The 24634-nt window shown below is 66.7% G+C and carries 27 protein-coding genes; 15 read left to right on the top strand and 12 right to left on the bottom strand.

The genetic code is table 11. The annotated features are described in order from the left end of the window. Positions 1-36: 36 nt before the first annotated feature. The 3 genes from upp to AVKW3434_RS17965 form a co-directional block, all read right to left on the bottom strand. Positions 37-666: a uracil phosphoribosyltransferase gene (gene upp, locus AVKW3434_RS17975; RefSeq protein WP_272552393.1), complete on the bottom strand. Its 630-nt coding sequence runs from the start codon at positions 664-666 to the stop codon at positions 37-39. Between the two features lie 109 nt (positions 667-775). After that, positions 776-1750, bottom strand: coding sequence for a threo-3-hydroxy-L-aspartate ammonia-lyase (locus AVKW3434_RS17970; protein WP_284406926.1), 975 nt, complete (start codon positions 1748-1750; stop codon positions 776-778). A gap of 169 nt (positions 1751-1919) precedes the next feature. After that, on the bottom strand, positions 1920-2780 hold the full coding sequence (locus AVKW3434_RS17965) for an enoyl-CoA hydratase-related protein (RefSeq protein WP_284406925.1): 861 nt from the start codon (positions 2778-2780) through the stop codon (positions 1920-1922). A 141-nt stretch (positions 2781-2921) separates the two neighbouring features. Between AVKW3434_RS17965 and AVKW3434_RS17960 the strand changes: the two genes are divergently transcribed. Both AVKW3434_RS17960 and AVKW3434_RS17955 read left to right on the top strand, forming a co-directional pair. Next, on the top strand, positions 2922-3689 hold the full coding sequence (locus AVKW3434_RS17960) for a basic amino acid ABC transporter substrate-binding protein (protein WP_272563770.1): 768 nt from the start codon (positions 2922-2924) through the stop codon (positions 3687-3689). Between the two features lie 102 nt (positions 3690-3791). Beyond that, positions 3792-4559: an amino acid ABC transporter permease gene (locus AVKW3434_RS17955; RefSeq protein ID WP_272563769.1), complete on the top strand. Its 768-nt coding sequence runs from the start codon at positions 3792-3794 to the stop codon at positions 4557-4559. 27 nt (positions 4560-4586) lie between these two features. On the opposite strand, the gene AVKW3434_RS17950 is transcribed toward AVKW3434_RS17955, so the two are convergent. Both AVKW3434_RS17950 and AVKW3434_RS17945 read right to left on the bottom strand, forming a co-directional pair. After that, positions 4587-5288 carry a glutathione binding-like protein gene (locus AVKW3434_RS17950; protein WP_284400366.1) on the bottom strand — a complete coding sequence of 234 codons (702 nt, stop codon included), beginning with the start codon at positions 5286-5288 and terminating at the stop codon, positions 4587-4589. 38 nt (positions 5289-5326) lie between these two features. Beyond that, positions 5327-6835, bottom strand: coding sequence for a helicase HerA-like domain-containing protein (locus AVKW3434_RS17945; protein ID WP_284406924.1), 1509 nt, complete (start codon positions 6833-6835; stop codon positions 5327-5329). 81 nt (positions 6836-6916) lie between these two features. Between AVKW3434_RS17945 and AVKW3434_RS17940 the strand changes: the two genes are divergently transcribed. The 5 genes from AVKW3434_RS17940 (at position 6917) to rlmH (ending at position 11471) form a co-directional block, all read left to right on the top strand. Continuing rightward, positions 6917-7636, top strand: coding sequence for a YebC/PmpR family DNA-binding transcriptional regulator (locus AVKW3434_RS17940; RefSeq protein ID WP_284400361.1), 720 nt, complete (start codon positions 6917-6919; stop codon positions 7634-7636). An 82-nt stretch (positions 7637-7718) separates the two neighbouring features. Then, complete coding sequence (gene purD / locus AVKW3434_RS17935; RefSeq protein ID WP_284400358.1) at positions 7719-8999, top strand: phosphoribosylamine--glycine ligase; 1281 nt, start codon at positions 7719-7721, stop codon at positions 8997-8999. Then, positions 8999-9964: an oxygen-dependent coproporphyrinogen oxidase gene (hemF, locus tag AVKW3434_RS17930; protein WP_284406923.1), complete on the top strand. Its 966-nt coding sequence runs from the start codon at positions 8999-9001 to the stop codon at positions 9962-9964. The genes purD and hemF overlap by 1 nt, the downstream gene beginning before the upstream one ends. A gap of 192 nt (positions 9965-10156) precedes the next feature. After that, positions 10157-10984 carry a ribosome silencing factor gene (rsfS, locus tag AVKW3434_RS17925; RefSeq protein WP_284406922.1) on the top strand — a complete coding sequence of 276 codons (828 nt, stop codon included), beginning with the start codon at positions 10157-10159 and terminating at the stop codon, positions 10982-10984. A gap of 19 nt (positions 10985-11003) precedes the next feature. Beyond that, the gene (rlmH, locus tag AVKW3434_RS17920; protein WP_054255308.1) at positions 11004-11471 is read left to right on the top strand and encodes a 23S rRNA (pseudouridine(1915)-N(3))-methyltransferase RlmH; all 468 of its coding nucleotides are present in this window, start codon (positions 11004-11006) and stop codon (positions 11469-11471) included. A gap of 24 nt (positions 11472-11495) precedes the next feature. Here rlmH and AVKW3434_RS17915 read toward each other — a convergent pair whose 3' ends face one another. After that, positions 11496-12158: a GNAT family N-acetyltransferase gene (locus tag AVKW3434_RS17915; RefSeq protein WP_284406920.1), complete on the bottom strand. Its 663-nt coding sequence runs from the start codon at positions 12156-12158 to the stop codon at positions 11496-11498. A gap of 80 nt (positions 12159-12238) precedes the next feature. Here AVKW3434_RS17915 and AVKW3434_RS17910 point away from each other — a divergent pair, with 80 nt between their 5' ends. From AVKW3434_RS17910 to AVKW3434_RS17890, 5 genes are all read left to right on the top strand, one after another. Beyond that, positions 12239-12856, top strand: a complete 618-nt coding sequence (locus tag AVKW3434_RS17910) for a Maf family protein (protein WP_284406932.1) — start codon at positions 12239-12241, stop codon at positions 12854-12856. Between the two features lie 76 nt (positions 12857-12932). Then, on the top strand, positions 12933-14420 hold the full coding sequence (gene rng, locus AVKW3434_RS17905) for a ribonuclease G (RefSeq protein WP_284400347.1): 1488 nt from the start codon (positions 12933-12935) through the stop codon (positions 14418-14420). Positions 14421-14523: 103 nt separating this feature from the next. Next, positions 14524-15150 (top strand): TetR/AcrR family transcriptional regulator, encoded by a 627-nt coding sequence (locus AVKW3434_RS17900; protein ID WP_284406919.1) that lies wholly within the window; start codon positions 14524-14526, stop codon positions 15148-15150. Beyond that, positions 15147-15488, top strand: coding sequence for a DMT family transporter (locus AVKW3434_RS17895; RefSeq protein ID WP_284406918.1), 342 nt, complete (start codon positions 15147-15149; stop codon positions 15486-15488). The genes AVKW3434_RS17900 and AVKW3434_RS17895 overlap by 4 nt, the downstream gene beginning before the upstream one ends. A 6-nt stretch (positions 15489-15494) precedes the next feature. Further along, positions 15495-16196 (top strand): pentapeptide repeat-containing protein, encoded by a 702-nt coding sequence (locus AVKW3434_RS17890; protein ID WP_284406917.1) that lies wholly within the window; start codon positions 15495-15497, stop codon positions 16194-16196. A gap of 143 nt (positions 16197-16339) precedes the next feature. On the opposite strand, the gene AVKW3434_RS17885 is transcribed toward AVKW3434_RS17890, so the two are convergent. The 6 genes from AVKW3434_RS17885 to lptF form a co-directional block, all read right to left on the bottom strand. Next, a complete protein-coding gene (locus AVKW3434_RS17885; protein ID WP_284406916.1) occupies positions 16340-16951 on the bottom strand; it encodes a hypothetical protein in 612 nt (203 codons plus the stop codon). Positions 16952-17194: 243 nt separating this feature from the next. Continuing rightward, positions 17195-18367 (bottom strand): pyridoxal phosphate-dependent aminotransferase, encoded by a 1173-nt coding sequence (locus AVKW3434_RS17880; RefSeq protein ID WP_284406915.1) that lies wholly within the window; start codon positions 18365-18367, stop codon positions 17195-17197. A gap of 88 nt (positions 18368-18455) precedes the next feature. After that, entirely contained in the window at positions 18456-19397 is a 942-nt protein-coding gene (locus AVKW3434_RS17875) for a CysB family HTH-type transcriptional regulator (RefSeq protein ID WP_092743937.1), read from the bottom strand. 125 nt (positions 19398-19522) lie between these two features. Then, a complete protein-coding gene (locus AVKW3434_RS17870) occupies positions 19523-19897 on the bottom strand; it encodes a sirohydrochlorin chelatase (protein ID WP_284406914.1) in 375 nt (124 codons plus the stop codon). A gap of 17 nt (positions 19898-19914) precedes the next feature. After that, on the bottom strand, positions 19915-21018 hold the full coding sequence (gene lptG, locus AVKW3434_RS17865) for an LPS export ABC transporter permease LptG (RefSeq protein ID WP_272563755.1): 1104 nt from the start codon (positions 21016-21018) through the stop codon (positions 19915-19917). Then, entirely contained in the window at positions 21015-22109 is a 1095-nt protein-coding gene (gene lptF, locus AVKW3434_RS17860) for an LPS export ABC transporter permease LptF (RefSeq protein ID WP_284406913.1), read from the bottom strand. Before lptF ends, lptG begins: the two co-directional genes overlap by 4 nt. Positions 22110-22132: 23 nt before the next feature. On the opposite strand from lptF, the gene AVKW3434_RS17855 reads away from it, so the two are divergent. Genes AVKW3434_RS17855 through AVKW3434_RS17845 form a run of 3 tightly spaced genes read left to right on the top strand, consistent with a single transcriptional unit; the run spans position 22133 to position 24622 of the window. Further along, positions 22133-23644 (top strand): leucyl aminopeptidase, encoded by a 1512-nt coding sequence (locus tag AVKW3434_RS17855; protein WP_284406912.1) that lies wholly within the window; start codon positions 22133-22135, stop codon positions 23642-23644. A gap of 19 nt (positions 23645-23663) precedes the next feature. Next, the gene (locus AVKW3434_RS17850; RefSeq protein ID WP_284406911.1) at positions 23664-24098 is read left to right on the top strand and encodes a DNA polymerase III subunit chi; all 435 of its coding nucleotides are present in this window, start codon (positions 23664-23666) and stop codon (positions 24096-24098) included. Further along, positions 24098-24622, top strand: coding sequence for a hypothetical protein (locus tag AVKW3434_RS17845; RefSeq protein WP_284406910.1), 525 nt, complete (start codon positions 24098-24100; stop codon positions 24620-24622). The genes AVKW3434_RS17850 and AVKW3434_RS17845 overlap by 1 nt, the downstream gene beginning before the upstream one ends. The last annotated feature ends 12 nt before the right edge of the window (positions 24623-24634 follow it).

Here is a 24634-nt window from a genome sequence, read left to right as displayed (position 1 = left end):
GGCGACGTCCTAGGGTTTTTGTGACGGTGGCGTGGGTTACTTCGTCCCGAAGATCCGGTCCCCGGCATCGCCCAGCCCGGGCAGGATGTAGCCGTGGTCGTTCAGTTCGCGGTCGATCGCGGCGGTATAGATCGGCACGTCGGGGTGGGCCTTTTGCAAGGTGGCCACGCCTTCCGGTGCGGCCAGCAGGCAGACGAACTTGATCGAGCGGGGGTTGAGTTTCTTCAGGCGGTCCACTGCGGCCGCGGCGGAGTTTCCGGTGGCGAGCATGGGGTCCACGACGATGATGTCGCGCTCTTCCATCTCGGAAGGCATCTTGAAGTAGTACTCGACCGGCTGCAGGGTCTGCGGGTCGCGGTACAGGCCGATGTGGCCCACGCGGGCGCCCGGGATCACGTTGAGCATGCCGTCCAGAAATCCGTTGCCGGCGCGCAGGATGGACACGAGCACCTGCTTCTTGCCATCGATCACTTGGCCCGTCATGGTTTCCAGCGGGGTTTCGATCTGCACGTCCTGCAGTGGCATGTCGCGCGTGACCTCGTAGGCCATCAGGGTGCTGAGTTCGCCGAGCAGGCGGCGAAAGCTGTTGGTGCTGGCGTCCTTCTTGCGCATCAGGGTCAGCTTGTGCTGGACCAGGGGATGGGTGATGACGTGGACATTGCTCATGGGCTGGGGCCTCTTGTTGGGAAAGTGAAAAACTGGAAAACCGGTCTGCAGGGGGCCGGGGAAAGAAAAGGTGCGTGCGTCGCCGCCCAGGGGCGGCGCGGGGCGCGGATCAGTCTGCCAGAAAGCGTGCGTACCGCGCCAGGTCGACGTTGCCGCCGCTCACGATGATGCCCACGCGCTTGCCATGCAGGTCCACGCCGCCATGCAGGGCGCCCGCAAACGCGAGGGCGCCGGTGGGCTCCACGACGATCTTCATGCGCTCGGCGAAGAAGCGCAGGGCCTGCACCAGCTGCTCGTCGGTGGCGGTGACGATGTCGGCCACGTCGCGCTGGATGATGGGAAAGGTGATGCTGCCCAGTGCCTGGGTCTGCGCGCCGTCGGCGATGGTGTGGGGCGTGTCGATGCGCACGATGCGGCCGGCGCGCAGCGATTGCTGGGCGTCGTTGCCGGCGGCCGGCTCCACGCCGATCACTTGGCAGTCGGGGGCCAGCGTCTTCGCGGCCAGAAGGCTGCCGGACAGCAATCCGCCGCCGCCCAGGCACACGAACAGGTAGTCGAGGTCGGGCACTTCTTCGAGCAGTTCCTTGGCGGCGGTGCCCTGGCCGGCGATGACATGCGGATGGTCGAACGGCGGCACCAGGGTCATGCCGCGCTCCTGCGCGAGCCGGTGGCTGATGGCCTCGCGGTCTTCGGTGAAGCGGTTGTAGGTGACGACCTGGGCGCCGTACTCGCGCGTGGCGGCCATCTTGGCGGTGGGCGCATCCTCGGGCATGACGATCAGGGCGGGCATGTCCAGCAGGCGGGCCGAGAGGGCGATGGCCTGCGCGTGGTTGCCGGAAGAAAAAGCCAGCACGCCGCCTTCGCGCTGGGTGGCGTCGAACTGCGCCAGGGTGTTGTAGGCGCCGCGGAACTTGAAGGCGCCCATGCGCTGCAGGTTCTCGCACTTGAAAAAGAGCTGGGCGCCGCACTGCTGGTCCGCCGTGCTGGAGCGCGCCACGGGCGTGCGGTGCGCGACGCCCTGGAGCCGATGGGCCGCGTCGGCGACGTCGGTGTAGGTGGGCAGGGCCGGGATGTGCGTAGGCATGGCTGCGTCCTCGCGTAGACGGGATCGGAAAGAGCACGCATCATAGCCCGCCAGCGAGTGGCGAAGCGCCGAAATGGGCTGCAGCGCAAGCCCAGCAAGCGCAGGCAGCTATCGAATTTGATAGCAAACGCCCGCCTGCCGCGGCCCGCAGGCCGGGCGGACCGATCGCTCACTCTCCATCGCTGAAGCGCTGCAGCGGCGCGAGCGCGGGAAAGGCGCCTTCGCGCCTGCCACGCATCGCGTCCACGGCCTCGCCCACATGCCGGTTGCTCCAGATCGCGCCCTGCAGCCAGCCCATCTGGCGCAGGCTGTCGTCCACCGAGTGGTCGCGCGCATAGTGCACGGCCTGCTTGGTGCCCCAGATGGCGACCGGCGGCTTGGCGGCGATCTCGCGGGCGCAGGCCAGGGCCGCGTCCAGCATCGCCGCCTGCGTGTCGAACAGTTCGTTGACCAGCCCGCAGGCCAGGGCGCGCGGTGCGGGCAGGCGCCGGCCGGTGTAGGCCAGCTCCTTGACGATGCCCAGCGGAATCAGCTTGGGCAGGCGCTGCAGCGTGCCCACGTCGGCCACCATGCCGATGTTGATCTCCTGGATGCAGAAGAACGCGTCCTGCGTGGCGTAGCGGATGCAGGCGGCCGTCACCATGTCCACCGCGCCGCCGATGCAGCCGCCGTGGATGGCGGCGATCACGGGAATGCGCAGCGATTCGATGCGCGTGAACGTGGCCTGCATGTCGGTCAGCAGGTCGAAAAGGGCGGCGCGCCCTTCGGGGCTCTGGTCGTCCATGGCGATGGCGCCACCGAACGTGTCCAGCGCCATGCCGGCCGAAAAGTGCTTGCCCGTGCTGCTGATGACGAGCGCGCGCGCCTCGCCCGACCGGTGCAGCAGCGCCAGCACGGTGTCCAGCTCGCGCCAGAACGCCGGGTGCATGGTGTTCAGGGCCTCCGGCCGGTTCAGCACCAGATGCGCCACCTGGTCCGTGATGGCGAGCGAAAAGCAGGTGAGGGCGGGGAGGTCGGTGGTATCGGTCATGCGGCGCACTCTAGGCGGGTTGGCGCCAAGGCGGCCGTCACCTGTGCGACGGCGGCGTTGGGCGGCACCGCAAGGAAGGCACGGGGGGCCGGCCGATATACTTCCCGGTCCTGTTTCCGGGCTTTCCCGCCCCATCTCCCCATGCAAATCTCCCGCCGCCTTTTCGCCCTGGGCCTTGGCCTGGCTGCCGCAATGACCGCTCCGCTGGCTGCCCACGCGCAGGACCGCGAGCTGACCGTGGCCTCCAGCGCCACCTATGCGCCGTTCGCCTTCGAGAACAAGGACAAGCAGATCGTCGGTTTCGACATCGACATCATCAACGCCATCGCGAAGAAGCAGTCGCTCAAGATCAAGGTGGTGAACACCCCCTGGAGTGGCATTTTCGCGGCGCTGAACAATGGCGACGTGGACCTGGTGATCTCCGGCGTGACCATCAACGACAAGCGCCGCCAGAGCTACGACTTCACCGAGCCGTACTTTGCCGCGCAGCAGCTGATCGCCGTGCCCAAGGCGAGCTCCGTGGCCTCGCTGAAGGACCTGGCAGGCAAGAAAATCGCCGTGGTGAATGCCTCCACGGCGGACGACGTGGCCTCGCGCGAGTTCGGCAAGACCAGCCCGAACATCCGGCGCTTCGAGAGCACGCCGCTCATCATTTCCGAACTGGCGGGCGGCGGCGTGGATGCGGCCATCGGCGACAACGGCGTGATCGCCTACCGCGTGGCGCAGAACGCTGCGCTGAAGACGGTGGAAGACCCCGCGTTCCCTGTCGAGGGCTTCGGCATCGTCGTCAAGAAGGGCGACAAGGCGCTGCAGGACAAGCTCAACGCCGGCCTGGCCGCCGTGCGGGCCGATGGCAGCTACAACGAGATCTACAAGAAGTGGTTCGGCAAGGAATACAAGCCACGCTGATCGCTGATCGGCACGCCGCTTTTCGGCATGACACCACGGCCGCGCTGCGGCCGTTTTTGCGGGCGCCTGTGCGCCCGGCGCGACCAATGAGAGGAAGAGGCCATGGAGCCTGTTGAGTGGTTTGGCTGGTTCCGGCCGGACATCCTGGTGGAATACAAGGACCTGTTCATCCAGGGCGCGTGGATGACGATCGGCGTGACGGTGGTGTGCGTGTTGCTGGGCGGCACGTGGGGCTTGCTGCTCGCGCTGGCCCGCCTGGCGCAGGCGCGCCATGCGCCGCTGAGCTGGGTGTGCCGTTATCTGCTGCGGTGGCCATCCACCGTGTATGTGAGCTTCTTTCGCGGCACGCCGTTGTTCGTGCAGATCCTGCTGATGCACTTCGCGGTGCTGCCGCTGTTCATCCATCCGACGTCGGGCCTGCTGGTGACGGGCGACTTCGCGCGCACGCTCAAGCAGGAGCATGGCGCGCTGATCTCGGGGATCGTGGCGCTCACGCTCAATTCCGCCGCGTACATCTCGGAGGTGTTCCGCGCGGGCATCCAGTCGATCGCGCGCGGGCAGTCCGATGCGGGGCGCTCGCTGGGCTTCACGCCCGGGCAGGTGATGCGCTACGTGGTGCTGCCGCAGGCCTTTCGCCGCATGCTGCCGCCGCTGGGCAACAACGCGATCGCGCTGCTGAAAGACACCTCGCTGATCTCCGCCATCGGCCTGGCCGAGATGGCCTATGCCGCGCGCACCGTGGCCGGGGCCTATTCGCGCTACTGGGAGCCGTATCTGGCGATTGCCCTGGCCTACTGGATCATGACGCTCGCGCTGACCGGCGCGCTGCGCAGGCTGGAAAGCCACCTGGCGCGCAGCGACCGGGTCTGACGCCGCTGCTGAAAGGCGCTGGCGGTTTCAGCGCCGCACGGTGCTGGCGTCCTGCCCGAACAGCACCTTCTTCGCGTCTTCGTCCACGGTGGGGGCGGTGTTGATGCGCTGGACCAGGTCGTACGCCCGTACGGTGGCGGGTCGCTCGCGGATGCGTTCGAACCATTGCGCCAGGTGCGGGAAGTCCTTGAGGTTCTGCCGCTGGCGCTCGTGCGGAACGATCCAGGGGTAGCAGGCCATGTCGGCGATGGAATACGTGCCGGCGATGTACTCGCGCCCATCGGACAGGTGCTTGTCCAGCACGCCATACAGGCGCCCTGTTTCCTTCACGTAGCGGTCGATCGCGTAGGCGATGGGCTCCGGCGCATATTGCGTGAAGTGGTGGTTCTGGCCCGCCATGGGGCCCAGGCCGCCCATCTGCCAGAACAGCCACTGCAGGGCTTCGGTGCGGCCGCGCAGGTCCTGGGGAACGAACTTTCCTGTCTTGTCGGCCAGGTACAGCAGGATGGCGCCGGACTCGAACACCGAAATGGGCTCGCCTCCCCCAGTGGGCGCATGGTCCACGATGGCGGGGATGCGGTTGTTGGGTGCGATGCGCAGGAAGTCGGGCTGGAACTGCTCGCCCCGGCCGATGTTCACGGGCAGCACGCGGTAAGGCAATGCGGCCTCCTCGAGGAACATTGTGATCTTGTGGCCGTTGGGCGTTGTCCAGTAGTGCAGGTCGATCATGGCAGGGTTCCTTGGGTTTTCTTGCGAGGGCGGATCCCTCAACGCTTGCGGCCGCCGAACAGGCTGCCCAGCACGCCGCGCAGGATTTCCTTGCCCAGCGAGGTGCCCATGGTGCGCACGGCGGATTTGGCCATGGTCTGCACCAGCCCATCGTGCTTGCCGCCGCGCGGGCCGGTCGAGCCGAACAGCACGTCGTTCAGCCCGCCCATGACACCGCCGCCGGCGCCATCGGTGGCGCCGCCCTTCGTGCTGGCGGGCGCCGTGGCGGCGGCTTCGGTGCGGCCCTGGAGCTTTTCGTAGGCGGATTCACGGTCCACGGCTTTCTCGTACACGCCGGCGACGAGCGAACCGGCCAGCAACCCCTGGCGCTGGGCGGGCGTGATGGGTCCCAACTGGCTGGCGGGGGGTAGCACGAACACGCGCTCGGTCACGCTGGGCCGGCCCTTGGCGTCCAGGAAACTCACCAGCGCCTCGCCCACCGCCAGTTCGGTGATGGCGGTTTCGATGTCCAGGCCCGGTTTTTGGCGCATGGTGGTGGCCGTGGCCTTCACCGCTTTCTGGTCGCGCGGCGTGAAGGCGCGCAGCGCGTGCTGCACGCGGTTGCCCAATTGGGCCAGCACGCTGTCGGGAATGTCGAGCGGGTTCTGGGTGACGAAATACACGCCCACACCCTTGGACCGCACCAGCCGCACCACCAGTTCGATGCGCTCGACGAGCACCTTGGGCGCTTCGTTGAACAGCAGGTGGGCCTCGTCGAAGAAGAAGACGAGCTTGGGGACTTCCGGGTCGCCGATCTCGGGCAACTGCTCGAACAGTTCCGACAGCATCCACAGCAAGAAGGTGGCATACAGGCGCGGCGAATTCATGAGCTTGTCGGCGGCCAGGATGTTCACGACGCCTCGCCCGTCCACCGTCTGCATGAGGTCGTTGATGTCGAGCATGGGCTCGCCGAAGAACTGGGTGCCGCCCTGTTGCTCGATCTGCAGCAGGCCCCGTTGGATCGCGCCTACGCTGGCGGCGCTGATATTGCCGTACCCTGTCGTGAATTCCTTGGCGTTGTCGCCGACGTACTGGAGCATGGCCCGCAGGTCTTTGAGGTCGAGCAGCAGCAGGCCGTTGTCGTCGGCGATCTTGAAAACCAGGTTGAGCACGCCCAGCTGGGTCTCGTTCAGGTTGAGCATGCGGCCCAGCAGCAGCGGGCCCATGTCGGACACCGTGGCGCGCACCGGGTGGCCTTGCTGGCCGAACACGTCCCACAGGGTGGTGGGGCAGGCCAGGGGCTCCGGCAGCGGAAGGTCACGCTCCTTGAGCGTGGCGGCCAGCTTGTCGCCGATACTGCCCGGTTGGCTGATGCCGGTGAGGTCGCCCTTGATGTCGGCCATGAACACCGGCACCCCGATGCGCGAGAAGCCTTCGGCCAGCGTCTGCAGGGTGACCGTCTTGCCCGTGCCGGTGGCACCGGTGATGAGGCCGTGGCGGTTGGCCAGGCCGGGCAGCAGGTGGCATTCGGTGTTGCCGTGCTTGGCAATGAGAAGAGGTTCGGCCATGGCGTCAGGGTGCGGAGTGGGGTGGATGCGTCAAAAGTAAAATCGCGGGCAGTAGATTAAATCAATACCAGAAGGACTCCTGTGGCAGGACACAGCAAATGGGCAAACATCCAGCACCGCAAAGGTCGGCAGGATGAAAAGCGCGGCAAGATCTGGACCCGGATCATTCGAGAGATCACGGTGGCGGCACGGGCGGGCGGGGGCGATGTCTCTGCCAACCCCCGGTTGCGTCTGGCCATCGAGAAGGCCAAGGCCGCGAACATGCCGGCCGACCGCATCAAGTACAACATCGACAAGGCCACCGGCAATGCCGAGGGCGTGAGCTACGAGGAAATCCGCTACGAAGGCTACGGCATCGGCGGTGCGGCCATCATCGTGGACACCATGACCGACAACCGCGTGCGCACCGTGGCCGAAGTGCGCCACGCCTTCAGCAAGCATGGCGGCAACATGGGCACCGAAGGCTCCGTGGCCTTCCAGTTCAAGCACTGCGGCCAACTGATCTTCGCACCCGGCACCAGCGAGGACCAGGTGATGGAAGTGGCCCTGGAAGCCGGTGCGGAGGATGTAGTCACGGGCGAGGACGGCGCCATCGAAGTGCTCACCGCCTACGCCGATTTCGAAGCGGTGAAGAACGCGCTGGAGGCCGCCGGCCTGGTGCCCGAGGTGGCCGAGGTCACCATGCGCGCCGAAAACACCATCGAGCTCGAAGGCGACGACGCCGCGCGCATGCAAAAACTCCTCGACGTGCTGGAAGACCTGGACGACGTGCAAGAGGTCTATCACAACGCTGCCTTATGAACATGAGCCTGAACCTCTGCAATCGATCCCTGCCCGCCGAAGGGCCCACCTGCCTGCCGCCAGCGGCCCATCGGAGTCCGGTATGAAAGTCCTTGTGATTGGCGGCGGCGGCCGTGAACACGCCATGGCCTGGAAGCTTTCGCAGTCTCCCAAGGTCACGAAGGTCTATGTGGCGCCGGGCAACGGCGGCACGGCCCTGAACCCCAAGCTCGAGAACGTGGCCATCACCGATGTGCGCGAACTGCGCGCCTGGGCGCATGACCAGAAGATCGCGTTGACCGTGGTCGGCCCCGAGGCGCCTCTGGCCGCCGGCGTGGTGGACGAATTCCGCGCGCACGGGCTGCGCATCTTCGGCCCCACGAAGGCTGCCGCGCAGCTCGAAAGCTCCAAGGCGTTCTCCAAGGCCTTCATGCGCCGCCATGGCATTCCCACGGCGGACTACGACACGTTCACCGACCCGGCGGCGGCCCATGCCTTCGTGGAGCGGCTGGGCGCCCCGATCGTCATCAAGGCCGACGGCCTGGCGGCCGGCAAGGGCGTGGTGGTGGCCATGTCGCTGCAGGAGGCCCACGACGCGGTGGATTTCATGCTGGTGGACAACAAGTACGGCGTGACGCACAACGAAGGCGGCGCACGCGTCGTGATCGAAGCGTTCCTGCAGGGCGAAGAAGCCAGCTTCATCGTGCTGTGCGACGGCAAGAACGTCACCGCCCTGGCGACCAGCCAGGACCACAAGCGCCTGAAGGACGGCGACCAGGGCCCCAACACCGGTGGCATGGGTGCGTATTCGCCCGCGCCCGTGGTGACTGCCGACGTGCACGCCCGTGCCATGCGCGAGATCATCCTGCCCACCATCCGTGGCATGGAAAAGGATGGCATTCCGTACACGGGCTTCCTGTATGCCGGCCTGATGATCGATTCGACCGGCCACCCCAAGACGCTGGAGTTCAACTGCCGCATGGGTGACCCCGAGACGCAGCCGATCCTCATGCGCCTCAAGAGCGATTTCGTCGATGTGCTGGGCGCTGCAGTGGACGGCAAGCTCGACCAGGTCGAATTGCAATGGGACCGCCGCACCGCGCTGGGCGTGGTGATGGCCGCGCACGGCTACCCGGAAGATCCGCGCAAGGGCGATGCGATCACGGGCCTGCCTGCGGACGCCGACGAAGCCATGGTGTTCCATGCCGGCACGGCGCTGAAGGACGGCGTGCCGCACACCACGGGCGGACGCGTGCTGTGCGTGACTGTGCTGGCCGACAGCGTGAAGCAGGCGCAGCAGCGCGTGTACGACGTGGCCCGTGGCATCCATTTCGATGGCGCGCAGTACCGCCGAGACATCGGCCATCGCGCGGTGAAGAGCTGATGGCGGCACCCGCACCGGCGCCTGCCCTGAACGCGGTCGATACGGCCACCCGCGTGCGGGCCTACCTGGAAGGGCTGCAGGCGCGCATCACCTCGGCCCTGGAAGAGATCGAAGGGCCCGCGGCGCGCGGCGGTGGCCGGTTCCTGAACGATGCGTGGCGCAAGACGCCGGGCGAACCGCTGCAGGGCGACGGCATCACCCGCATTCTGGAGGGTGGCCGGGTGTTCGAGCGCGCGGGCTGTGGCTTCTCGCACGTGCGGGGCGCCACGCTGCCGCCATCGGCCACGCAGCACCGGCCCGAGCTGGCCGGCGCACCGTTCGAGGCCATGGGGGTATCTCTGGTGTTCCACCCGGTCAACCCCTATGTGCCCACGGTGCACATGAACGTGCGCATGATCGTGGCGGCTCCGGCCGAAGGCGCTCCGGTGTGCTGGTTCGGCGGTGGCATGGACCTCACGCCCTACTACGGTTTCGAGGAAGACGCGGTGCACTTTCACCGCGCCTGCCGCGATGCGCTCAACCCCTTCGGCGAGGGCCTGTACCTGCGTTTCAAGCGCTGGTGCGACGAGTACTTCTACCTCAAGCACCGCAACGAGCAGCGTGGCGTGGGCGGCATCTTCTTCGACGACTTTTCCGAGCTGGGCTTCGAGCGCAGCCTGGGCATGGTGCAGTCCGTGGGGGACGCGTTCCTGGGCGCCTACCTGCCCATCGTGCATCGGCGCCAGGCGATCCCGTTCGGTGATCGGCAGCGCGAGTTCCAGTGCTACCGGCGCGGTCGCTACGTGGAGTTCAACCTGGTGTGGGACCGGGGCACGCACTTCGGCCTGCAGTCGGGCGGGCGCACCGAATCGATCTTGCTGTCGATGCCGCCCATGGCGGGCTGGTCGTACCAGCGCCAGGAGGCTCCAGGCTCGCCCGAGGCCGAGCTCACGCGGCGCTTTCTGGTGCGGCGGGACTGGCTCTGACCCAGCCCGTGCGTTCGCAAAAAGGCCGAAAGCTATAATTTCAATAGCTGCTCGCGCTCATGCCATGAGCGCCGAAGGCCAAAAACACCCTTGATGTGCGCGGGATGGCCGAATCGCCACCCGGGCCCGCCGCATTGGCCGATGCCCGGGTTGCACGCTATATTGGCCCCATCCTTTTTAGACAAACGCCTGATGACCACCTCCTCCAAATCGGAATCCGCTGCCAAAAAAGACGTCACCAAGCTCCAGCGCGCCATCGTCGATGGCCTGGAAGACGTCAAAGCGCAAGACATCCAGGTGTTCAACACCGAGCACCTCTCGCCGCTGTTCGAGCGCGTGATCGTGGCGTCGGGCACCTCCAACCGCCAGACCAAGGCGCTGGCGGCCAGCGTGCGCGATGCGGTGCGCGAAGCGGGCTTCGGCAAGCCCCGCATCGAGGGTGAGGACAACGGCGAGTGGATCATCGTGGACTGCGGCGCTGCCGTTGCGCACATCATGCAGCCGGCCATCCGCCAGTACTACCGCCTGGAAGAGATCTGGGGCGATACCCCCGTGCGCCTGAAGCTCGGCGCTGCCAAACCCAAGGCTGTGGAAGGCGCGGCAGGCACTGCCAAGAAAAAGCCCGCCGCCAAGAAGACCGCCGCCGCTCCCGAACAACCCGCCCGCAAGCCCGGCGTGAGCAAGGTCGCCGCCAAGGCCCCCGCTGCGAAAGCCCCGGCCAAGACTGCAGCCAAGACGACCGGAAAGCCGGCCGGCCGTGGCGCCGTGAAGCAGGCCGCACCTGCAAAGACCACCGCTAAAACGGCGGCCAAGACGACCGCCAAGTCGGTGGCCAAGGCGCCCATCAAGACCCTGGTGGTCAAGCCCATCGCCAAGAAGACGGCGGGCAAGCCCGCCGCTAAGAAGGCTCCGGGCCGCTCCACCGCCGCTGCGGCCCCCAAGGCGGCGCCCCGTGCTGGCACCGTGAAGACGGCGGCCAAGCGCCCCTCCGCCAAGAAGTCGCCGACCCGCAGGGGCTGAACCAGCGCCTGAGCGATCGATGAAGTTGCTGATCGTGGCCGTGGGCCAGCGGGTGCCCGACTGGGCGCAGACGGCCTACGACGACTACGCCAAGCGGTTTCCCCCGGAACTGAAGGTCGAGCTCAAGGCGGTGAAGACCGAGCCGCGCGGCTCCAAGACGCTGGAGACACTCTACGCCGCCGAGCGCGAGCGCATCGAGGCGGCCATACCCCGCGGCACCCGCGTGGTGGCGCTGGACGAGAGGGGCACGTCCCTCACCACCAAAGCCCTTGCAGAGCGCCTCAAAGGCTGGCAATTGGGGGGCGACGACGTGGCCCTGGTCATCGGTGGGCCCGATGGCCTGGACCCCGCCTTTCGGCAGGCTGCGCACGAGCGCATACGGCTGTCCGACCTGACCTTGCCGCACGCCATGGTGCGGGTGCTGCTGATCGAGCAGCTTTACCGGGCGTGGTCGGTGAACGCGGGGCACCCCTACCACCGCGAATAAGCGGCTGACGGCCCGGCGGTGTTGTCAGGCCTCGGCCAATTCTTCGGCCCGCGCAGCCGTTGCGCAGAGGGTGGCGGCTTGTACTTGCGCCTGCAAGGCATAGGCGGGCGCGAACTCCGTGGCCAGCAGGCTGAAGGACAGCAGATCATGGTGCCGTCCGCTCCAGAATCCTGCACTGCGCAGCAGCCCTTCCCGCTGGAACATCCAGCGCTGCAGAATGCGGATCGATGGCAAGTTGTCGGGATGCACCGTGGCGCTGATGCGCATCAGCTGGAGATGAAGGAAGCACCAGTTCAGCACCCTGCCGATCGCTTCGTTCATGAAGCCCCGGCCCTGGTAGGGCGCCGCCAGTTCATAGCCCAGTGCGGCGCTGAGCGTGGCGGCGTCGCATTGCGTGAAGTTGCATTGCCCGATCATGCCCGGCGCGTCCTTGCGCTCGATGGCCCAGCAGAACCCCGGAACGGGCCGCTGCGTCAATTGATCGGTCCAGTTCACGAAATCCATCGCACCCTCCAGGTCATGGATCGCGTTGTAGCCGGCCCACTGCCTCGATTCCGCATCCGCATGCATGGCGAGCATGGCCGGGGCATCGGCCACCACCATCTTGCGCAGCCTGAGCCGCGGTGTCTCCAATGTGGGAAAGAAGGTCATGCGCCATTCTTGAAAAAGACAGTAGCGCAGGGCCACCGGTTCCCGAAGCAGCAGACGGCGAACCGAAGCGGCGCAGCGAGAGCGATCGGCTATCCTCGCGCTCCGTGCCGTCCTCTATTCCTTCCTTCATCTATCTCGCATCCCAAAGCCCGCGCCGCCGACAACTGCTCGATCAGTTGGGGGTTCGCCATGAACTGCTGCTGCCCAATGCCGATGGCGATGTGGCCGAAGACGCAGAGGCCATTGAGGTGCCGCTGGCCAGCGAGGCGCCCGCCCGCTATGTGCAGCGCGTCACGGGTCTCAAGCTCGATGCGGCCGTCGCCCGCCGTGCCCGGCGCGGGTTGCCGGATGCGCCCATCCTTTGCTCGGACACCACGGTGGCCTGGGGCCGCACGATCTACGGCAAGCCCGAGGATGCCGCTGATGCGCGCCGCATGCTGGGCGAGTTGTCGGGGCGCACGCACCGCGTGCTCACGGCGGTGGCCCTGCAGCACGGCGAAACGCGGTCGGTCGCGCTGTCGGTCTCTAAAGTGACCTTTGCTACTTTCACGCCCGCCCAGATCGCGGCATATGTGGACAGCGGCGAGCCCATGGGCAAGGCCGGGGCGTATGGCATCCAGGGGCCCGCGGCGCAGTACGTGTCGCACTTGGCCGGCAGCTATACCGGCATCATGGGATTGCCCCTGTTCGAGACGGCGCAACTGCTGCGCTCGGCCGGCATGCTGCGCGACTGAATGGCGATGTGGGTTCGGTGAGCCCGCCATTCAGGCAGGTTTCAGGCATCATGGGTGGCCACTTTTTTCCGACCCCATGCAACAAGACATCCTGATCAACTGGTCCCCCCAAGAAACCCGCGTGGCGGTGGTCGAGCACGGCGCGGTGCAGGAACTGCACGTGGAACGCACCCTGGAGCGGGGCCTGGTGGGCAACGTGTATCTGGGCAAGGTCTCGCGCGTGCTGCCCGGCATGCAGTCGGCGTTCATCGACATCGGCCTGGAGCGCGCGGCGTTTCTGCACGTGGCGGACGTGTGGCACCGGCAGGAAGGCGGCGAGGCACCCATGTTCGCGCGCAAGGGCGAGCCACCGGTGCCGATCGAGAAACAGGTGTTCGAAGGTCAGTCGCTCATGGTGCAGGTCATCAAGGACCCCATCGGCACCAAGGGCGCGCGCCTTTCCACGCAGATCAGCATCGCGGGACGGCTGCTGGTGTTTCTGCCCCAGGACGACCATGTGGGCGTGTCGCAGAAGATCCCCGCCGACGAGCGCGATGCCCTGCGCGGGCGGCTGCAGGCACTGGTGGGCGACAAGGCGTCGGGCGGCGGCGGCGGGTTCATCCTGCGCACCAATGGGGAGGACTCCACCGACGCCGAGCTGGCCGAAGACATTGCCTATTTGCGCAAGACCTGGGCGCGCATCAAGGACGCCTCGCTGCGTCTGCCACCCATGTCGCTGCTGCACCAGGACCTGAGCCTGCTGCAGCGCGTGCTGCGCGATCTGGTGGGGGAGGAGACGGCCACCATCCGCATCGACTCGCGCGAACAGTTTTCCGCACTGCAGGCCTTCGGGCACGAGTTCATGCCGGCTGCAGCGCCCAAGCTGCAGTTGTACAAGGGCGAGCGGCCCATCTTCGACCTGTATGGCATCGACGAGGAAATTGGCCGGGCACTGGGCCGGCGCGTCGATCTGAAGTCGGGCGGCTACCTGATCGTGGACCAGACCGAAGCACTGACCACCATCGATGTGAACACGGGCGGTTACGTAGGTGCCCGCAATTTCGATGACACCATTTTCAAGACCAACCTGGAGGCGGCGCAGGCCATCGCACGGCAGTTGCGGCTGCGCAACCTGGGCGGCATTGTGATTGCGGACTTTATCGACATGGCGCGCGAAGACCATCAGCAGGCCGTGCTCGCGGAATTCAAGAAGCAGCTCGCGCGCGACCGGGTCAAGACCATGGCCGGGGGCTTTTCGCAATTGGGCCTGGTCGAGATGACGCGCAAGCGCACCCGCGAATCCCTGGCCCACATGCTGTGCGAACCCTGCGAGCATTGCCAGGGCAAAGGCATTGTGAAGACCGCGCGCAGCGTGTGCTACGACATCCTGCGCGAAATCTTGCGCGAGGCGCGCCAGTTCAACCCGCGCGAGTTTCGCGTGGTCGCCTCGCCGCGCGTGGTGGAGCTGTTCCTCGACGAGGAGAGCCAGCATCTGGCCGGGCTGTCGGACTTCATCGGCAAGCCCATCTCGTTGCAGGCCGAAACGGCGGTGGGGCAGGAGCAGTACGACATCGTGCTGCTTTGAGAAGCGGGCTTGCCGCCCCAACCGGCCAACTTGCAATCCTTATCGGGGCGCGGTCAAGCGGCCTCTGGATCAGCCCCGGAAAACACAAGGGATCGGTAGCGCCATGGTGGATGCCGAAGCCATAATAAACAATCCATCTGGATGGTTTGTATGTATGTCTGAAGCCCATAAACGCCTGAAACAACCCGAGTGGGTGCGAACCCAGTTGCTTGCCGTGGCAGCCGATCTGCTGGTGCAGGATGGCCCGGAAGCGGTCACTCTGGACGCCGTCGCGCACCGTGCCGGCGTGACCAAAGGTGGCTTGCAGCACCACTTTCGAACCAAGCAATCGCTGCTGGATGCGCTGTGCGATCAGTTGTTCGATGCATTCGACGTGTTCTACGCCGCGGCACTCGAATCCGAGCCCGAAGCTCCAGGGCGGCACGCGCGGGCCTACCTGAAGACCTGTTTTCAAGGCGGCCAGACTGCCGAAGAGCGCCTCACGCAGCGTGCCATTGCCTTGCTGGCCTTGGCGTTGCCAGCCTGCCGCGAGCGCTGGAGCGCCAAGATGCGCGTCCTGCTGGCCGAGGACCGTGCCGACCCCGCCGCCACGGACCGATTGTTCCTGTGCCGCCTGGCGGCCGACGGTTTCTGGTTCGACCAGTTGCTGGATGTCTACGGCACGCCGCCAGACCGCAAGGACCGCCTTCTTTCCCTTCTGCTCGAACTCACCCGAGGAACCGCGCCATGACCGTGCACCCCAGCTATCTCATCTTGGGACTGGCCATCGCTTTGGAGGTCGTGGGCACCACCGCGCTCAAAGCGTCTGACGGCTTCACCCGCCTGGTGCCCAGCCTGCTCACTGGGGTGGCGTATGCCGCCTCTTTCTATGCACTCTCGCTGGCCTTGAAGACGATTCCGGTGGGGGTCGCCTATGCCATCTGGTCGGGCGTTGGCATCGTGCTGATTTCGGCGGTGGGCTGGGTGGTGTTTCGGCAGCGGCTCGATGCGCCGGCGATGGCTGGCCTGGGGCTGATCATCGCGGGGGTGCTGGTGGTCAATCTCTTTTCCAAGAGCACGGGGCATTGAGTCGTGATGGCCCGTTCCGAAAGGGATTCCGCGCTTTTCAGCGACCAGGTTTTTTCGCGCGATGCGTTGGTGGCGGCCCTCGCAGGCCCGCACGGGGCGCTGGTATTCGAGCACTGCCGGTTCGACGGAGAAGACCTTTCCGGCCTGGACCTGGGCGGTGCCCGGTTCCTGGATTGCACCTTCGCCGAGACCCGCTTCGAGAAAGCGATGCTGGCAGATTCGCGCTGGCTCGATTGCAAGGCGCGGCAAGCGGATTTCAGCTTGGCCGATCTGTCCGGCGCCCGGCTGTGCAGCAGCGATTTCAACAACACGCGTTGGACCCGCACCAAGCTGGCGGGCGTGCTGTTCACCGAGGCCAAGCTGACGGGGGCGCATTTCAATCAGGCGAGCACCTTGGGGCTGGAGTTTCACCAGTGCCGACTGGTGGGCGCGGACCTGCGCGGCCTTTCGTTCCGCAAGCGCAGCCTGGAGCAATTGGATCTGTCCGAAGCCGACCTGGCTGGATGCGATTTCCGCGACGCGGTCTTCGAAGGCGGCAGCCTGCGGGATGCGAACCTGAAGAATGCGCGCTTCGACGGCGCGGACCTGCGTTCGGTGGACCTGGGCGGCCTGACGGTGACCACCGTGGCCCAATCGTTCAAGGGTGCGATGCTGTCGATGGATCAGGCCGCTGCACTCATCGGTGGCCTGGGCGTCCGCGTGGGCTGAAAGGGCAGGGTGGGCCGTCAGCGCTTTTGGCAAGCCATCGAATGCGCGCCAGCCTCCTGCTCGCGCTTTGCCTGCGGGACTGGCTGGCCGACTGAATTCGCTGGTTTTCGCGCGGCAAGACATTCACGGACGGCGCATGCCACTTAACGCGGGCAGCCGCCACGGGGGCCGGCGCATGGCAGTGGACCCGGCTGAATGCCCCTGGCGTGGCGGTGGTGCAAAAAAGCCATGAGCCCTGCCGTGCCAGCGGCTGCCAGGAGCAGCAGCGCCACATAGACGCCAAGCGCATGTCCGAACGCCACGGTGTCGTTCCATGAACGTGCGATACCGAGAAACGATGCGTATAGCCACGAGATCGAAGACACGGTGGCAAATCCGGTCAGCAACAGCACCCGGCCCAGAGGCCACTGCAGGAAGACCGTGCCCTGCTGCATGTAGGGAAACGCGAAATGGTGCATGAGCATTCCGTTCAGCGTCAGCACGCACACGGTGAGCACTTTCATCCAGAGTTTCTCGTTGGCCAGATACCCGGGGTACTGTGCTTGGCCGACGTAGAGAAAGCCCAGCCCGGTCACCCACAGCACGCCCAACGCCACCGTCATCGTTCGCTTGGTATGGAGCAGGTTCTCCCATTGCTGCGCTGAAATCGGGCGGTGGACGGAGCGAAGAAACCGGAAGTCATACTCCAGCATCTTTCCCACGGCAACGGCCATGGCGAGCAGGTGAACGAAGACGAGCGCATTCTTGAGGAGCATGGCGTGACGCACGGGGCGCCTTGAGAGGTGTCGCAGCGTGAGTGCCCCAACCGTCCGTTTTTGGTTGCCTGCAGGTCCGCAGAATTTGCAGAGGACACCTGACGGCTTCCATCAGCCCACTTGTTCGCGGCGTCCCATCGCGCCCCATGGCGCCTTTGCTGATGCCCTGTCGCACAGGGCTGGCTTTTCTCGACTGGCTGCGCGACGCGTTGGCGGGTCAACCAGAATGATCGCCGTTTGTGATCAGAGCTTGCGCAGCCGCTGCAGTGCCTGGCGCAGCGTGTCGTCCTGCTTCGCAAAGCAAAACCGCACCACGCGCTGGTCGAACCCGTCGCCATAGAAAGCCGACAGCGGGATCGCCGCCACGCCCACCTCGCGGGTCAGCCACTGGCAGAAGTCGGACTCGTTCAGATCGCTCACCGCCGAGATGTCCACGCACTGGAAGTAGCTTCCCGTGCTGGGCAGCAACCGAAGGCGAGAGCCTTCCAGCCCCTGGCGGAACAGGTCGCGCTTGGCCTGGTAGAACGCGGGCAGTTGCAGGTAGGGCGCCGGGTCCTGCAGATAGGCCGCCAGGCCGTGCTGCATCGGCGTGTTCACGGTGAACACGTTGAACTGGTGCACCTTGCGAAACTCCGCCGTCAGCGCGGCCGGAGCCGCGACGGTGCCGACCTTCCAGCCGGTGACGTGGAAGGTCTTGCCGAAGCTCGACACGATGAACGCGCGTGCTGCCAGGCCGGGAAAGCGTGCCGCGCTCTCGTGCTGCGCGCCGTCGAACACCATGTGCTCGTACACCTCGTCGCTGATGAGCAGCACATCGGTGGGGGCGAGCAGTTCTTCCAGCGTGCGCATGTCCTCGGCCGTCCAGATGGTGGCGCTGGGGTTGTGCGGGCTGTTGATGATGAGCGCGCGCGTGCGCGGCGTGATGGCCGCGGCGATCTTGCCGAAATCGGGCCGGAAACTGCCCGGCGTGAGCGGCACCCGCACCACCGTGCCGCCTGCCAGTTCCACATTGGGGGCGTAGCTGTCGTAGCAGGGGTCGAGCACGATCACTTCGTCACCCGCATGCACCGTCGCCAGGATGGCGGTCAGGATCGCCTGGGTGGCGCCAGCAGTGATGGTGATTTCCGTGTTGGCGTTATACCGGCGGGCATGGAGCGCTTCTATCTTGGCAGCCACTGCTTCGCGCAGCGCAGGCACGCCTGCCATGGGCGGGTATTGGTTGTGCCCGGCGCGCATGGCGCGGTCCACGGCATCGATCAGCGCCGGGTCGCAGTGGAAGTCCGGAAAGCCCTGGCCCAGGTTCACGGCGCCATGCTCGGCCGCCAGGGCCGACATCACCGTGAAGATGGTGGTGCCCACCTGGGGCAGTTTGCTGGGAAAGGCGGGTGTGCGCGGTGCGATGTCGGTGGAATTCATGGCGCGAGGGGCTGGCTGGAAAGACGGTCTGGGAAAAGAGCGGGTTCGATGCGGAACGAAAGCCGCTCGGTATGCGGGCGGTGCGGGTTCAGAGTTCGTAGTCGTTCACGTGGCCGGTCATGGCCCGGGCGATGAGTTCGCGGTTCAGGCGGTCGCTCAGCAGCTCGGCGAACTTGTAGACGAAGTTGCGCAGGTAGGCGCCACGCTTGAACGCCACGCGTGCCACGCTCTGGCCGAAGAGGTGACCCACGGGCCGCACCACCAGGTCGCCCAGCGGGTCGTCGCGCATCGCCATCTCGGCCACGATGCCGATGCCCAGGCCCAGGCGCACGTACGTCTTGATCACGTCGGAGTCGATGGCCTCCAGCACGATGCGCGGCTGCAGCTTGCGGGCGGCGAACGCTTGGTCGATCTTGCCCCGGCCGGTGAACGACGGGTGGTAGGTGATGAGGGCTTCGTGCGCGATGTCGTCCAGGCCCAGGCGCTCCTTTTGCGCCAGCGGGTGGGCGGTGGGCATCACCAGCACATGCTGCCATTCATAGCAGGGCAGGGTGACCAGATCGGGATAGTCGGCCAGCGACTCCGTGGCCATGCCGATCTCGGCCACCTCGTCGATCACCATGCGCGCCACCTCGTGCGGCGTGGCCTGGTGCAGGCTGATGTTCACCTTGGGGTACGCTTCACGCAGCTTGGCCACGGGCAGGGGCAGCACGTAGCGCGCTTGCGTGTGGGTGGTGGCGATGCTGAGGGTGCCGCTGTCCTGCGCACTGAACTGCTCGCCGATGCGCTTGAGGTTGCCGACCTCGCGCATGATCAACTCGATGCTCTTGAGCACGTGCTGGCCCGGCTCGGTGATGCGCTTGAGCCGCTTGCCGTGGCGCGCGAAGATGTCCACGCCCAATTCCTCTTCCAGCTCGATGATGGCCTTGGAAACGCCGGGCTGCGAGGTGTGCAGCGCCTTGGCGGCTTCGGTCAGGTTGAGGTTGCGGCGCGCGGCTTCCTGAACGAAGCGGAATTGGTGCAGATTCATATCGTATCGCTGCTAAAGAAGGCGATCATTATGCTGCAGCTGTCTAAGGAAAAACAGCGGCTGTCCAATTTTTGAAAGGGCCCGGGTGGCGTCCGGCAGGCCGTCTTCCCGCCTGGATGTCCGTGTCAGGCCGAGCCGGCGATCTCTGCCATCAATGCGGTCATGCGCGGGTCCTCACCGATGGCGCCCTGGACTTCGAACTGCACGTCGGGGTGGGTGGCGCGCAGGGTCTGTACCAGGAGCGGAAGGTCCTCGCGGGCGTGCTTGCCCGTGCCCAGGAACATCGGCACCACCGTCACATGCCGGGCACCTTCGTCCACCAGCGACTGCACGGCCTGCTCGAGGTCGGGCGTGGTCAATTCGAGGTAGGCGCAGCGCACCCGCAGTTCGGGGCGATGCTGCTGCAGGTGGGCCTGAACGGCCTCCATGGGGGCGCGCCACAGCGGGTCGCGCGAACCATGGGCGAACAGCACGACGCCTCGGGGTGGATTGGCAGTCAACGCGTGCGCTCCTCGGGTCACCGGCGCAGCACCAGCCAGCCGAAGGCGGCCAGCGAAAGCACCGAATAGATCAATCCCGGCGCCGCCGCAGTGAGCCAGGGCGACCAGTTCTGCAGGTTGCCCGCATAGCCGAAGACGTTGTTCAGCAGGAAGAAGCTGATGCCAGCCATCACCCCGCCGAACACGTAGCCCGCGATGCCGCCGGAGCGAAAATGCAGGTAGGCGAAGGGCAGCGACAGCACCACCATCACCAGGCAGCTGAGCGGGTAGAACACCTTGCGCCAGAACTCGATCTCATAGCGCTGCGCCGACTGGCCGTTGGCCTCCAGATGGCGTATGTACTGGAACAGGTCGATGGTCGCCATGCGGTCGGGCTTGAGCAGTGCCGCGGACACCATGTCGGCGCTGATGCGCGTGGGCCAGCGCAGTTCGGCCTCCTGCAGGCGCTCGACCCGTGCCTCCGCCTCACCGCTGCGATGGAACACGCTGCGCTTGACCTGTTTCAGCTCCCATTGGTCGCTGCCGACCGTGCCGCTGGCGGCCTGCAGAGTGGAGGCCACCCGGCCGTCCGCATCGAACTCGAACACGCGGATGTTGAGCATGCCGCCATCGGGGCTGAGCGCACGCACGTTCACCGCCATCGAATGGGTGCCCTGGCGCTCCTTGAGCCAGGCGCCCGTCGCGCCGGTGGTCAATTGCCCCAGGTGCCGCGCCTTGACCAGTTGCGCCGCGCGGTCGGTCATGGGGGCGATGTAATCGCCGACGGCGAAGGTCAGCATGACGAACCCCAGGCCCAGCACCAGCAGCGTGCGCAACGCGCGCCAGGGCCCCAGGCCGCTGGTGCGCATGATGGTGAACTCCGAGCTCTGTGCCAGCCGCGCCATCACGAAGATCGTGCCGATCAGCACCGTGATCGGCAGCAGCTCGTAGAGATGGCTGGGAATGCTGAGCGCGACGAACAGCATGGCATGGGACAGCTGGTAGCCGTCCGGCCCCGTGCGGCCCACCCAGCGCAGTTCATCGACCATGTCGAAGAAGAAGAACAGCGCGAGAAAGCCCAGCGTGACGAAAGCCACGGCCGACAGGGCTTCGCGGTAGATCAGGCGGCGGATGGTTTTCATGCGCGGCCTCCGCGGCGCCACAGCATGCTGGGCGACCAGCGATGGTGGCGCGCCGTCAGCAGCGCCAGGCCCAGGGCCAGCGTGCCCCCGTGCAGCAGCAGCATGAACGGCACCACGCCGAGCCGTCCGGAACTGATCCAGCTTTGTCCCAGGGTCATGAGGTTGTAGTAGACGACGAAGGCGAACAGCGCCAGCACCAGGCTGCTGCTGCGACCGGCGCGGGGGTTCACGCTGGACAGCGCGAGCCCCATCACCACGAAATTGAGGGCGGCCACCGCCAGGCCGAAACGCCAGCCCAGTTCGGCGCGGAAGGCCGGCTCGGCCGAGGCCAGCAGGGCAGGGGTGGAGATGGTCTTGACGGCCTGTTCATCCTGCGCGCCCGGGGGCGCCGATCCGATGCGCGTGCCGTATTCGATGAACTCGCTCACCTTGAGCCCGGGCTTGTCCACGGTGGTCTCCAGGCGCTGGCCGTCGCTCAGCAGCACCATGCGCTCGCCGTTGCGCGTCTCCAGCCGGGCGCTGCGGGCGGATGTCACGGTCTCGCGGCCGCGCTCGGTCGAGGCGATGAAAACGTTGCTGGCCTGTTCGTTGTCCGGGCTTTCGCGGTCGATGAAGAACACGCGGCTGCCGTTGGCGGACTCCTGGAATTCACCGGGCGCGATGCGGTCCACGTCCCCGCGCTGTTCGTACTGCACCTTGAGGGCCTGGATCTGCTGGTTGGCCCAGGGCCAGATCACCAGGGCCAGGGTGGCGATGACCAACATCACGGGCCAGGCAAAGCGCAGCAGCGGGGTGAGCAGGTTGATGAGCCCGCGGCCGCTGGCGAACCAGATCACCATCTCGCTGTCGCGGTACATGCGCGAGAGCGTTCCGACCACGGCCACGAACAGGCTCAGGCTCAGGATGGTGGGCAACTGCCCGAGCACGGTGAAACCCATGACGAGCATCACGTCGGAGGGATTGACGCTGCCGCGCGAGGCCTGGCCGAGCGTGCGGATCAGCATCATGGTCATGACCACGGTGACCAGCACCACCAGGGTCGCGCCGAAGCTGCGCGCCAGCTCCTTGCGAATGGATGAATCGAATAACATTGGCTCGAAGGAAAACACCGATTATGAACTTCGATCTGAAGACCCTGAGCCTTGACGGCGCCGCCGCCGAGAAATGCGACCTGCTGGCCATCGTGGTGGCCGACGGCGCGAAACCCGCCGGCGGTGCGTTGCCCAGCCTGATCGCCCATGCCCTCAAGAACGGCGACTTCGACACCAAGGCCGGCAAGAGCCTGCAGCTTTACCAGATGCCCGCCGTGGCTGCACGCCGCGTGGTGCTGCTGGGCGGTGGCGACGGCTCCGCGCGCGCCACGCGCCAGGCCATCCTGGCTGCGGCCTCTTTGCTCAAATCCCCCCAGGTCAAGCGCGCTGCGGTGTGCTTTGCCGCGCCCCCCGCCAGCGGGGCCGTCTGCGCCGCCGTGCAGGCGCTGGCTGAAGCCACCTACATCTATACCGCCACCAAATCCAAGACCGAGCCCCGCGTGCTGTCGCGCGTGGTAGTCGGCGTGGCGGACGCCGCTGCGGCCAAGTCCGAGTTCGCGCGTGGCACGGCCCTGGTGTCGGGTATCGAATACGCCCGTGAATGGGCCAACCGCCCGGCCAACCATGCCACGCCCACGCTGCTGGCGGGCGCCGCGAAGGCACTGGCCAAGTTCCCCTCCATCCAGTGCAAGGTGATGGGCCCCGCCGAAGCAGCCAAGCTGGGCATGGGTGCCTTCCTGGCGGTGGCGCGCGGCTCGGAAGAGCCGCTGCGCTTCATCGAGCTGCGCTATGAGGGCGGCGCGCGGGGGCAGGCGCCCACGGTGCTGATCGGCAAGGGCATCACCTTCGACACGGGCGGCATCTCGATCAAGCCCGCGGCCGAGATGGACGAGATGAAGTTCGACATGGGCGGCGCCGCCAGTGTGCTGGGCGTGTTCCGCGCCCTGGCCGAGCTCAAGCCCGCCATCAACGTGGTGGGCCTCATCCCCGCGTGCGAGAACATGCCCGATGGCCGTGCGGTCAAGCCCGGCGACGTGGTCACCAGCATGAGCGGCCAGACCATCGAAGTGTTGAACACCGACGCCGAAGGCCGGCTGGTGCTGTGCGATGCCATCACCTACGCGGCGCGCTTCAAGCCGGCGGCCATGGTGGACATCGCCACCCTGACCGGTGCCTGCGTGGTCGCGTTGGGCGGCCTGCGCAGCGGCCTGTTCGCCACCGACGACGCGCTCGCGCAAAGCCTGCAGGCGGCTGGTGACGCGGCGCTCGACCCCTGCTGGCGCATGCCGCTGGACGACGAATACGGCGACGGGCTCAAGAGCAACTTCGCCGACATGGGGAACGTGGCGGGGCGGGCCGGTGGCGCCATCACGGCGGCCAAGTTCCTGCAGCGTTTCGTGGGCGACACGCCCTGGGCGCATCTGGACATCGCCGGCACGGCCTGGAAGGGCGGTGCCGCCAAGGGCGCCACGGGCCGGCCGGTCGGCCTGCTGGTGCAATACCTGCTCGATGCGGCCGCGCAACCCCGGGCCAAGGCGCCTGCCCGCAAGCCGGCGGCCAAGGCCGCACGCGCGCCGCGCGTGGCGGCCCGCTGATCGCACCGACCGGTTGGCCATGACGGAAATCGCCTTCCACTTCAACGCGCCGGACAAGCTGGCCTATGCCTGCCGCTTCGCGCGCAAGGTGCTGCGCAGCGATGCCCGGCTGGTCATCACGGGGCCGGAGTCCGCGCTCGACGGCCTGGACCGCGCGCTCTGGGCGATGGCCCCGCAGGATTTCGTTGCCCACTGCAACGAGCGCGACGGTGAAGACCTCCGCGAGGCCTCGCCCGTGCTGCTGGCGCAGGACCTGCGCCTGGCGACCCACCATGAGGTGCTGCTGAACCTGGGCGGCACGGTGCCGCCAGGTTTCGAGCGGTTCGGCAAGCTGGTGGAAGTGGTGAGCGCGCACGACGAGGCCGACCGCAGCGGTGCGCGCGACCGGTGGCGCCACTATGCGTCGCGCGGCTACCAGATCGTGCGGCACGACCTCGTACTGAAAGGCGCGTGATGTCTTCCCCACCCAAGGCGCCCCCCAGATTTGTGCCCACGCTCACCGATGTGGTGCAGCTTTCGGACGGCGTACCCGGCGTGGGGCAGCCGGGCCCCGCGATGCCCGGCTCCCCACCCCCCGCAGCGCCTGCGGTTTCGCCGTCGTTCTCGAAGCCCCCGGTGGTCGCCGGGTTGCCGCCCCGGCCGGTGCTGTCCCCTGTCGTGGCGCCGTCCATGGCGCGGTCCGTGGTGCCGCCCGCTGCGCCGGTAGCGCCCCGCGCCCCGGTGCCTTCGCCCATGGACTTCGGGCGGTCGGCGGAAGGCCTCAAGGACATCGAAGAGGTGGTGATCCACCGTGTCATGCAGCGGGTGGACGTGGTGCTGGATCAGCGGCTGCGCGAGGCGATCGCCACCGTCGTCCTGGAGCAGACGCGCTCCATCGTGCCCCGGTTGCGCGAAGAGGTGGAGTCGGTGGTGCGCCATGCGGTGTACGAAGCCGTGGCCGAAGAGCTGGCCGGACACGCCGGAACGCCCCCCGTTTGACTTCTGCTGCAG

It is taken from the genome of Acidovorax sp. SUPP3434 (assembly GCF_030159015.1).
In the GTDB taxonomy this organism is placed as follows: Bacteria; Pseudomonadota; Gammaproteobacteria; order Burkholderiales; family Burkholderiaceae_C; genus Paracidovorax.
Note: the sequence above shows the minus strand (reverse complement) of the source record. Positions and strands in the feature narration are given on the sequence as shown.

Excerpts from the sequence above, each read along its gene's own strand:
- AVKW3434_RS17890 (WP_284406917.1), top strand. The coding sequence starts at position 15,495 with ATGGCCCGTTCCGAAAGGGATTCCGCGCTTTTCAGCGACCAGGTTTTT.
- AVKW3434_RS17850 (WP_284406911.1), top strand. The coding sequence starts at position 23,664 with ATGACGGAAATCGCCTTCCACTTCAACGCGCCGGACAAGCTGGCCTAT.
- AVKW3434_RS17960 (WP_272563770.1), top strand. The coding sequence starts at position 2,922 with ATGCAAATCTCCCGCCGCCTTTTCGCCCTGGGCCTTGGCCTGGCTGCC.
- AVKW3434_RS17880 (WP_284406915.1), bottom strand. The coding sequence starts at position 18,367 with ATGAATTCCACCGACATCGCACCGCGCACACCCGCCTTTCCCAGCAAA.
- AVKW3434_RS17970 (WP_284406926.1), bottom strand. The coding sequence starts at position 1,750 with ATGCCTACGCACATCCCGGCCCTGCCCACCTACACCGACGTCGCCGAC.
- AVKW3434_RS17845 (WP_284406910.1), top strand. The coding sequence starts at position 24,098 with ATGTCTTCCCCACCCAAGGCGCCCCCCAGATTTGTGCCCACGCTCACC.
- AVKW3434_RS17955 (WP_272563769.1), top strand. The coding sequence starts at position 3,792 with ATGGAGCCTGTTGAGTGGTTTGGCTGGTTCCGGCCGGACATCCTGGTG.
- AVKW3434_RS17855 (WP_284406912.1), top strand. The coding sequence starts at position 22,133 with ATGAACTTCGATCTGAAGACCCTGAGCCTTGACGGCGCCGCCGCCGAG.
- AVKW3434_RS17875 (WP_092743937.1), bottom strand. The coding sequence starts at position 19,397 with ATGAATCTGCACCAATTCCGCTTCGTTCAGGAAGCCGCGCGCCGCAAC.
- lptF (WP_284406913.1), bottom strand. The coding sequence starts at position 22,109 with ATGTTATTCGATTCATCCATTCGCAAGGAGCTGGCGCGCAGCTTCGGC.
- AVKW3434_RS17900 (WP_284406919.1), top strand. The coding sequence starts at position 14,524 with ATGGTGGATGCCGAAGCCATAATAAACAATCCATCTGGATGGTTTGTA.
- AVKW3434_RS17885 (WP_284406916.1), bottom strand. The coding sequence starts at position 16,951 with ATGCTCCTCAAGAATGCGCTCGTCTTCGTTCACCTGCTCGCCATGGCC.
- AVKW3434_RS17965 (WP_284406925.1), bottom strand. The coding sequence starts at position 2,780 with ATGACCGATACCACCGACCTCCCCGCCCTCACCTGCTTTTCGCTCGCC.
- purD (WP_284400358.1), top strand. The coding sequence starts at position 7,719 with ATGAAAGTCCTTGTGATTGGCGGCGGCGGCCGTGAACACGCCATGGCC.
- AVKW3434_RS17950 (WP_284400366.1), bottom strand. The coding sequence starts at position 5,288 with ATGATCGACCTGCACTACTGGACAACGCCCAACGGCCACAAGATCACA.
- AVKW3434_RS17945 (WP_284406924.1), bottom strand. The coding sequence starts at position 6,835 with ATGGCCGAACCTCTTCTCATTGCCAAGCACGGCAACACCGAATGCCAC.
- hemF (WP_284406923.1), top strand. The coding sequence starts at position 8,999 with ATGGCGGCACCCGCACCGGCGCCTGCCCTGAACGCGGTCGATACGGCC.
- rsfS (WP_284406922.1), top strand. The coding sequence starts at position 10,157 with ATGACCACCTCCTCCAAATCGGAATCCGCTGCCAAAAAAGACGTCACC.
- upp (WP_272552393.1), bottom strand. The coding sequence starts at position 666 with ATGAGCAATGTCCACGTCATCACCCATCCCCTGGTCCAGCACAAGCTG.
- AVKW3434_RS17895 (WP_284406918.1), top strand. The coding sequence starts at position 15,147 with ATGACCGTGCACCCCAGCTATCTCATCTTGGGACTGGCCATCGCTTTG.
- lptG (WP_272563755.1), bottom strand. The coding sequence starts at position 21,018 with ATGAAAACCATCCGCCGCCTGATCTACCGCGAAGCCCTGTCGGCCGTG.
- rlmH (WP_054255308.1), top strand. The coding sequence starts at position 11,004 with ATGAAGTTGCTGATCGTGGCCGTGGGCCAGCGGGTGCCCGACTGGGCG.
- rng (WP_284400347.1), top strand. The coding sequence starts at position 12,933 with ATGCAACAAGACATCCTGATCAACTGGTCCCCCCAAGAAACCCGCGTG.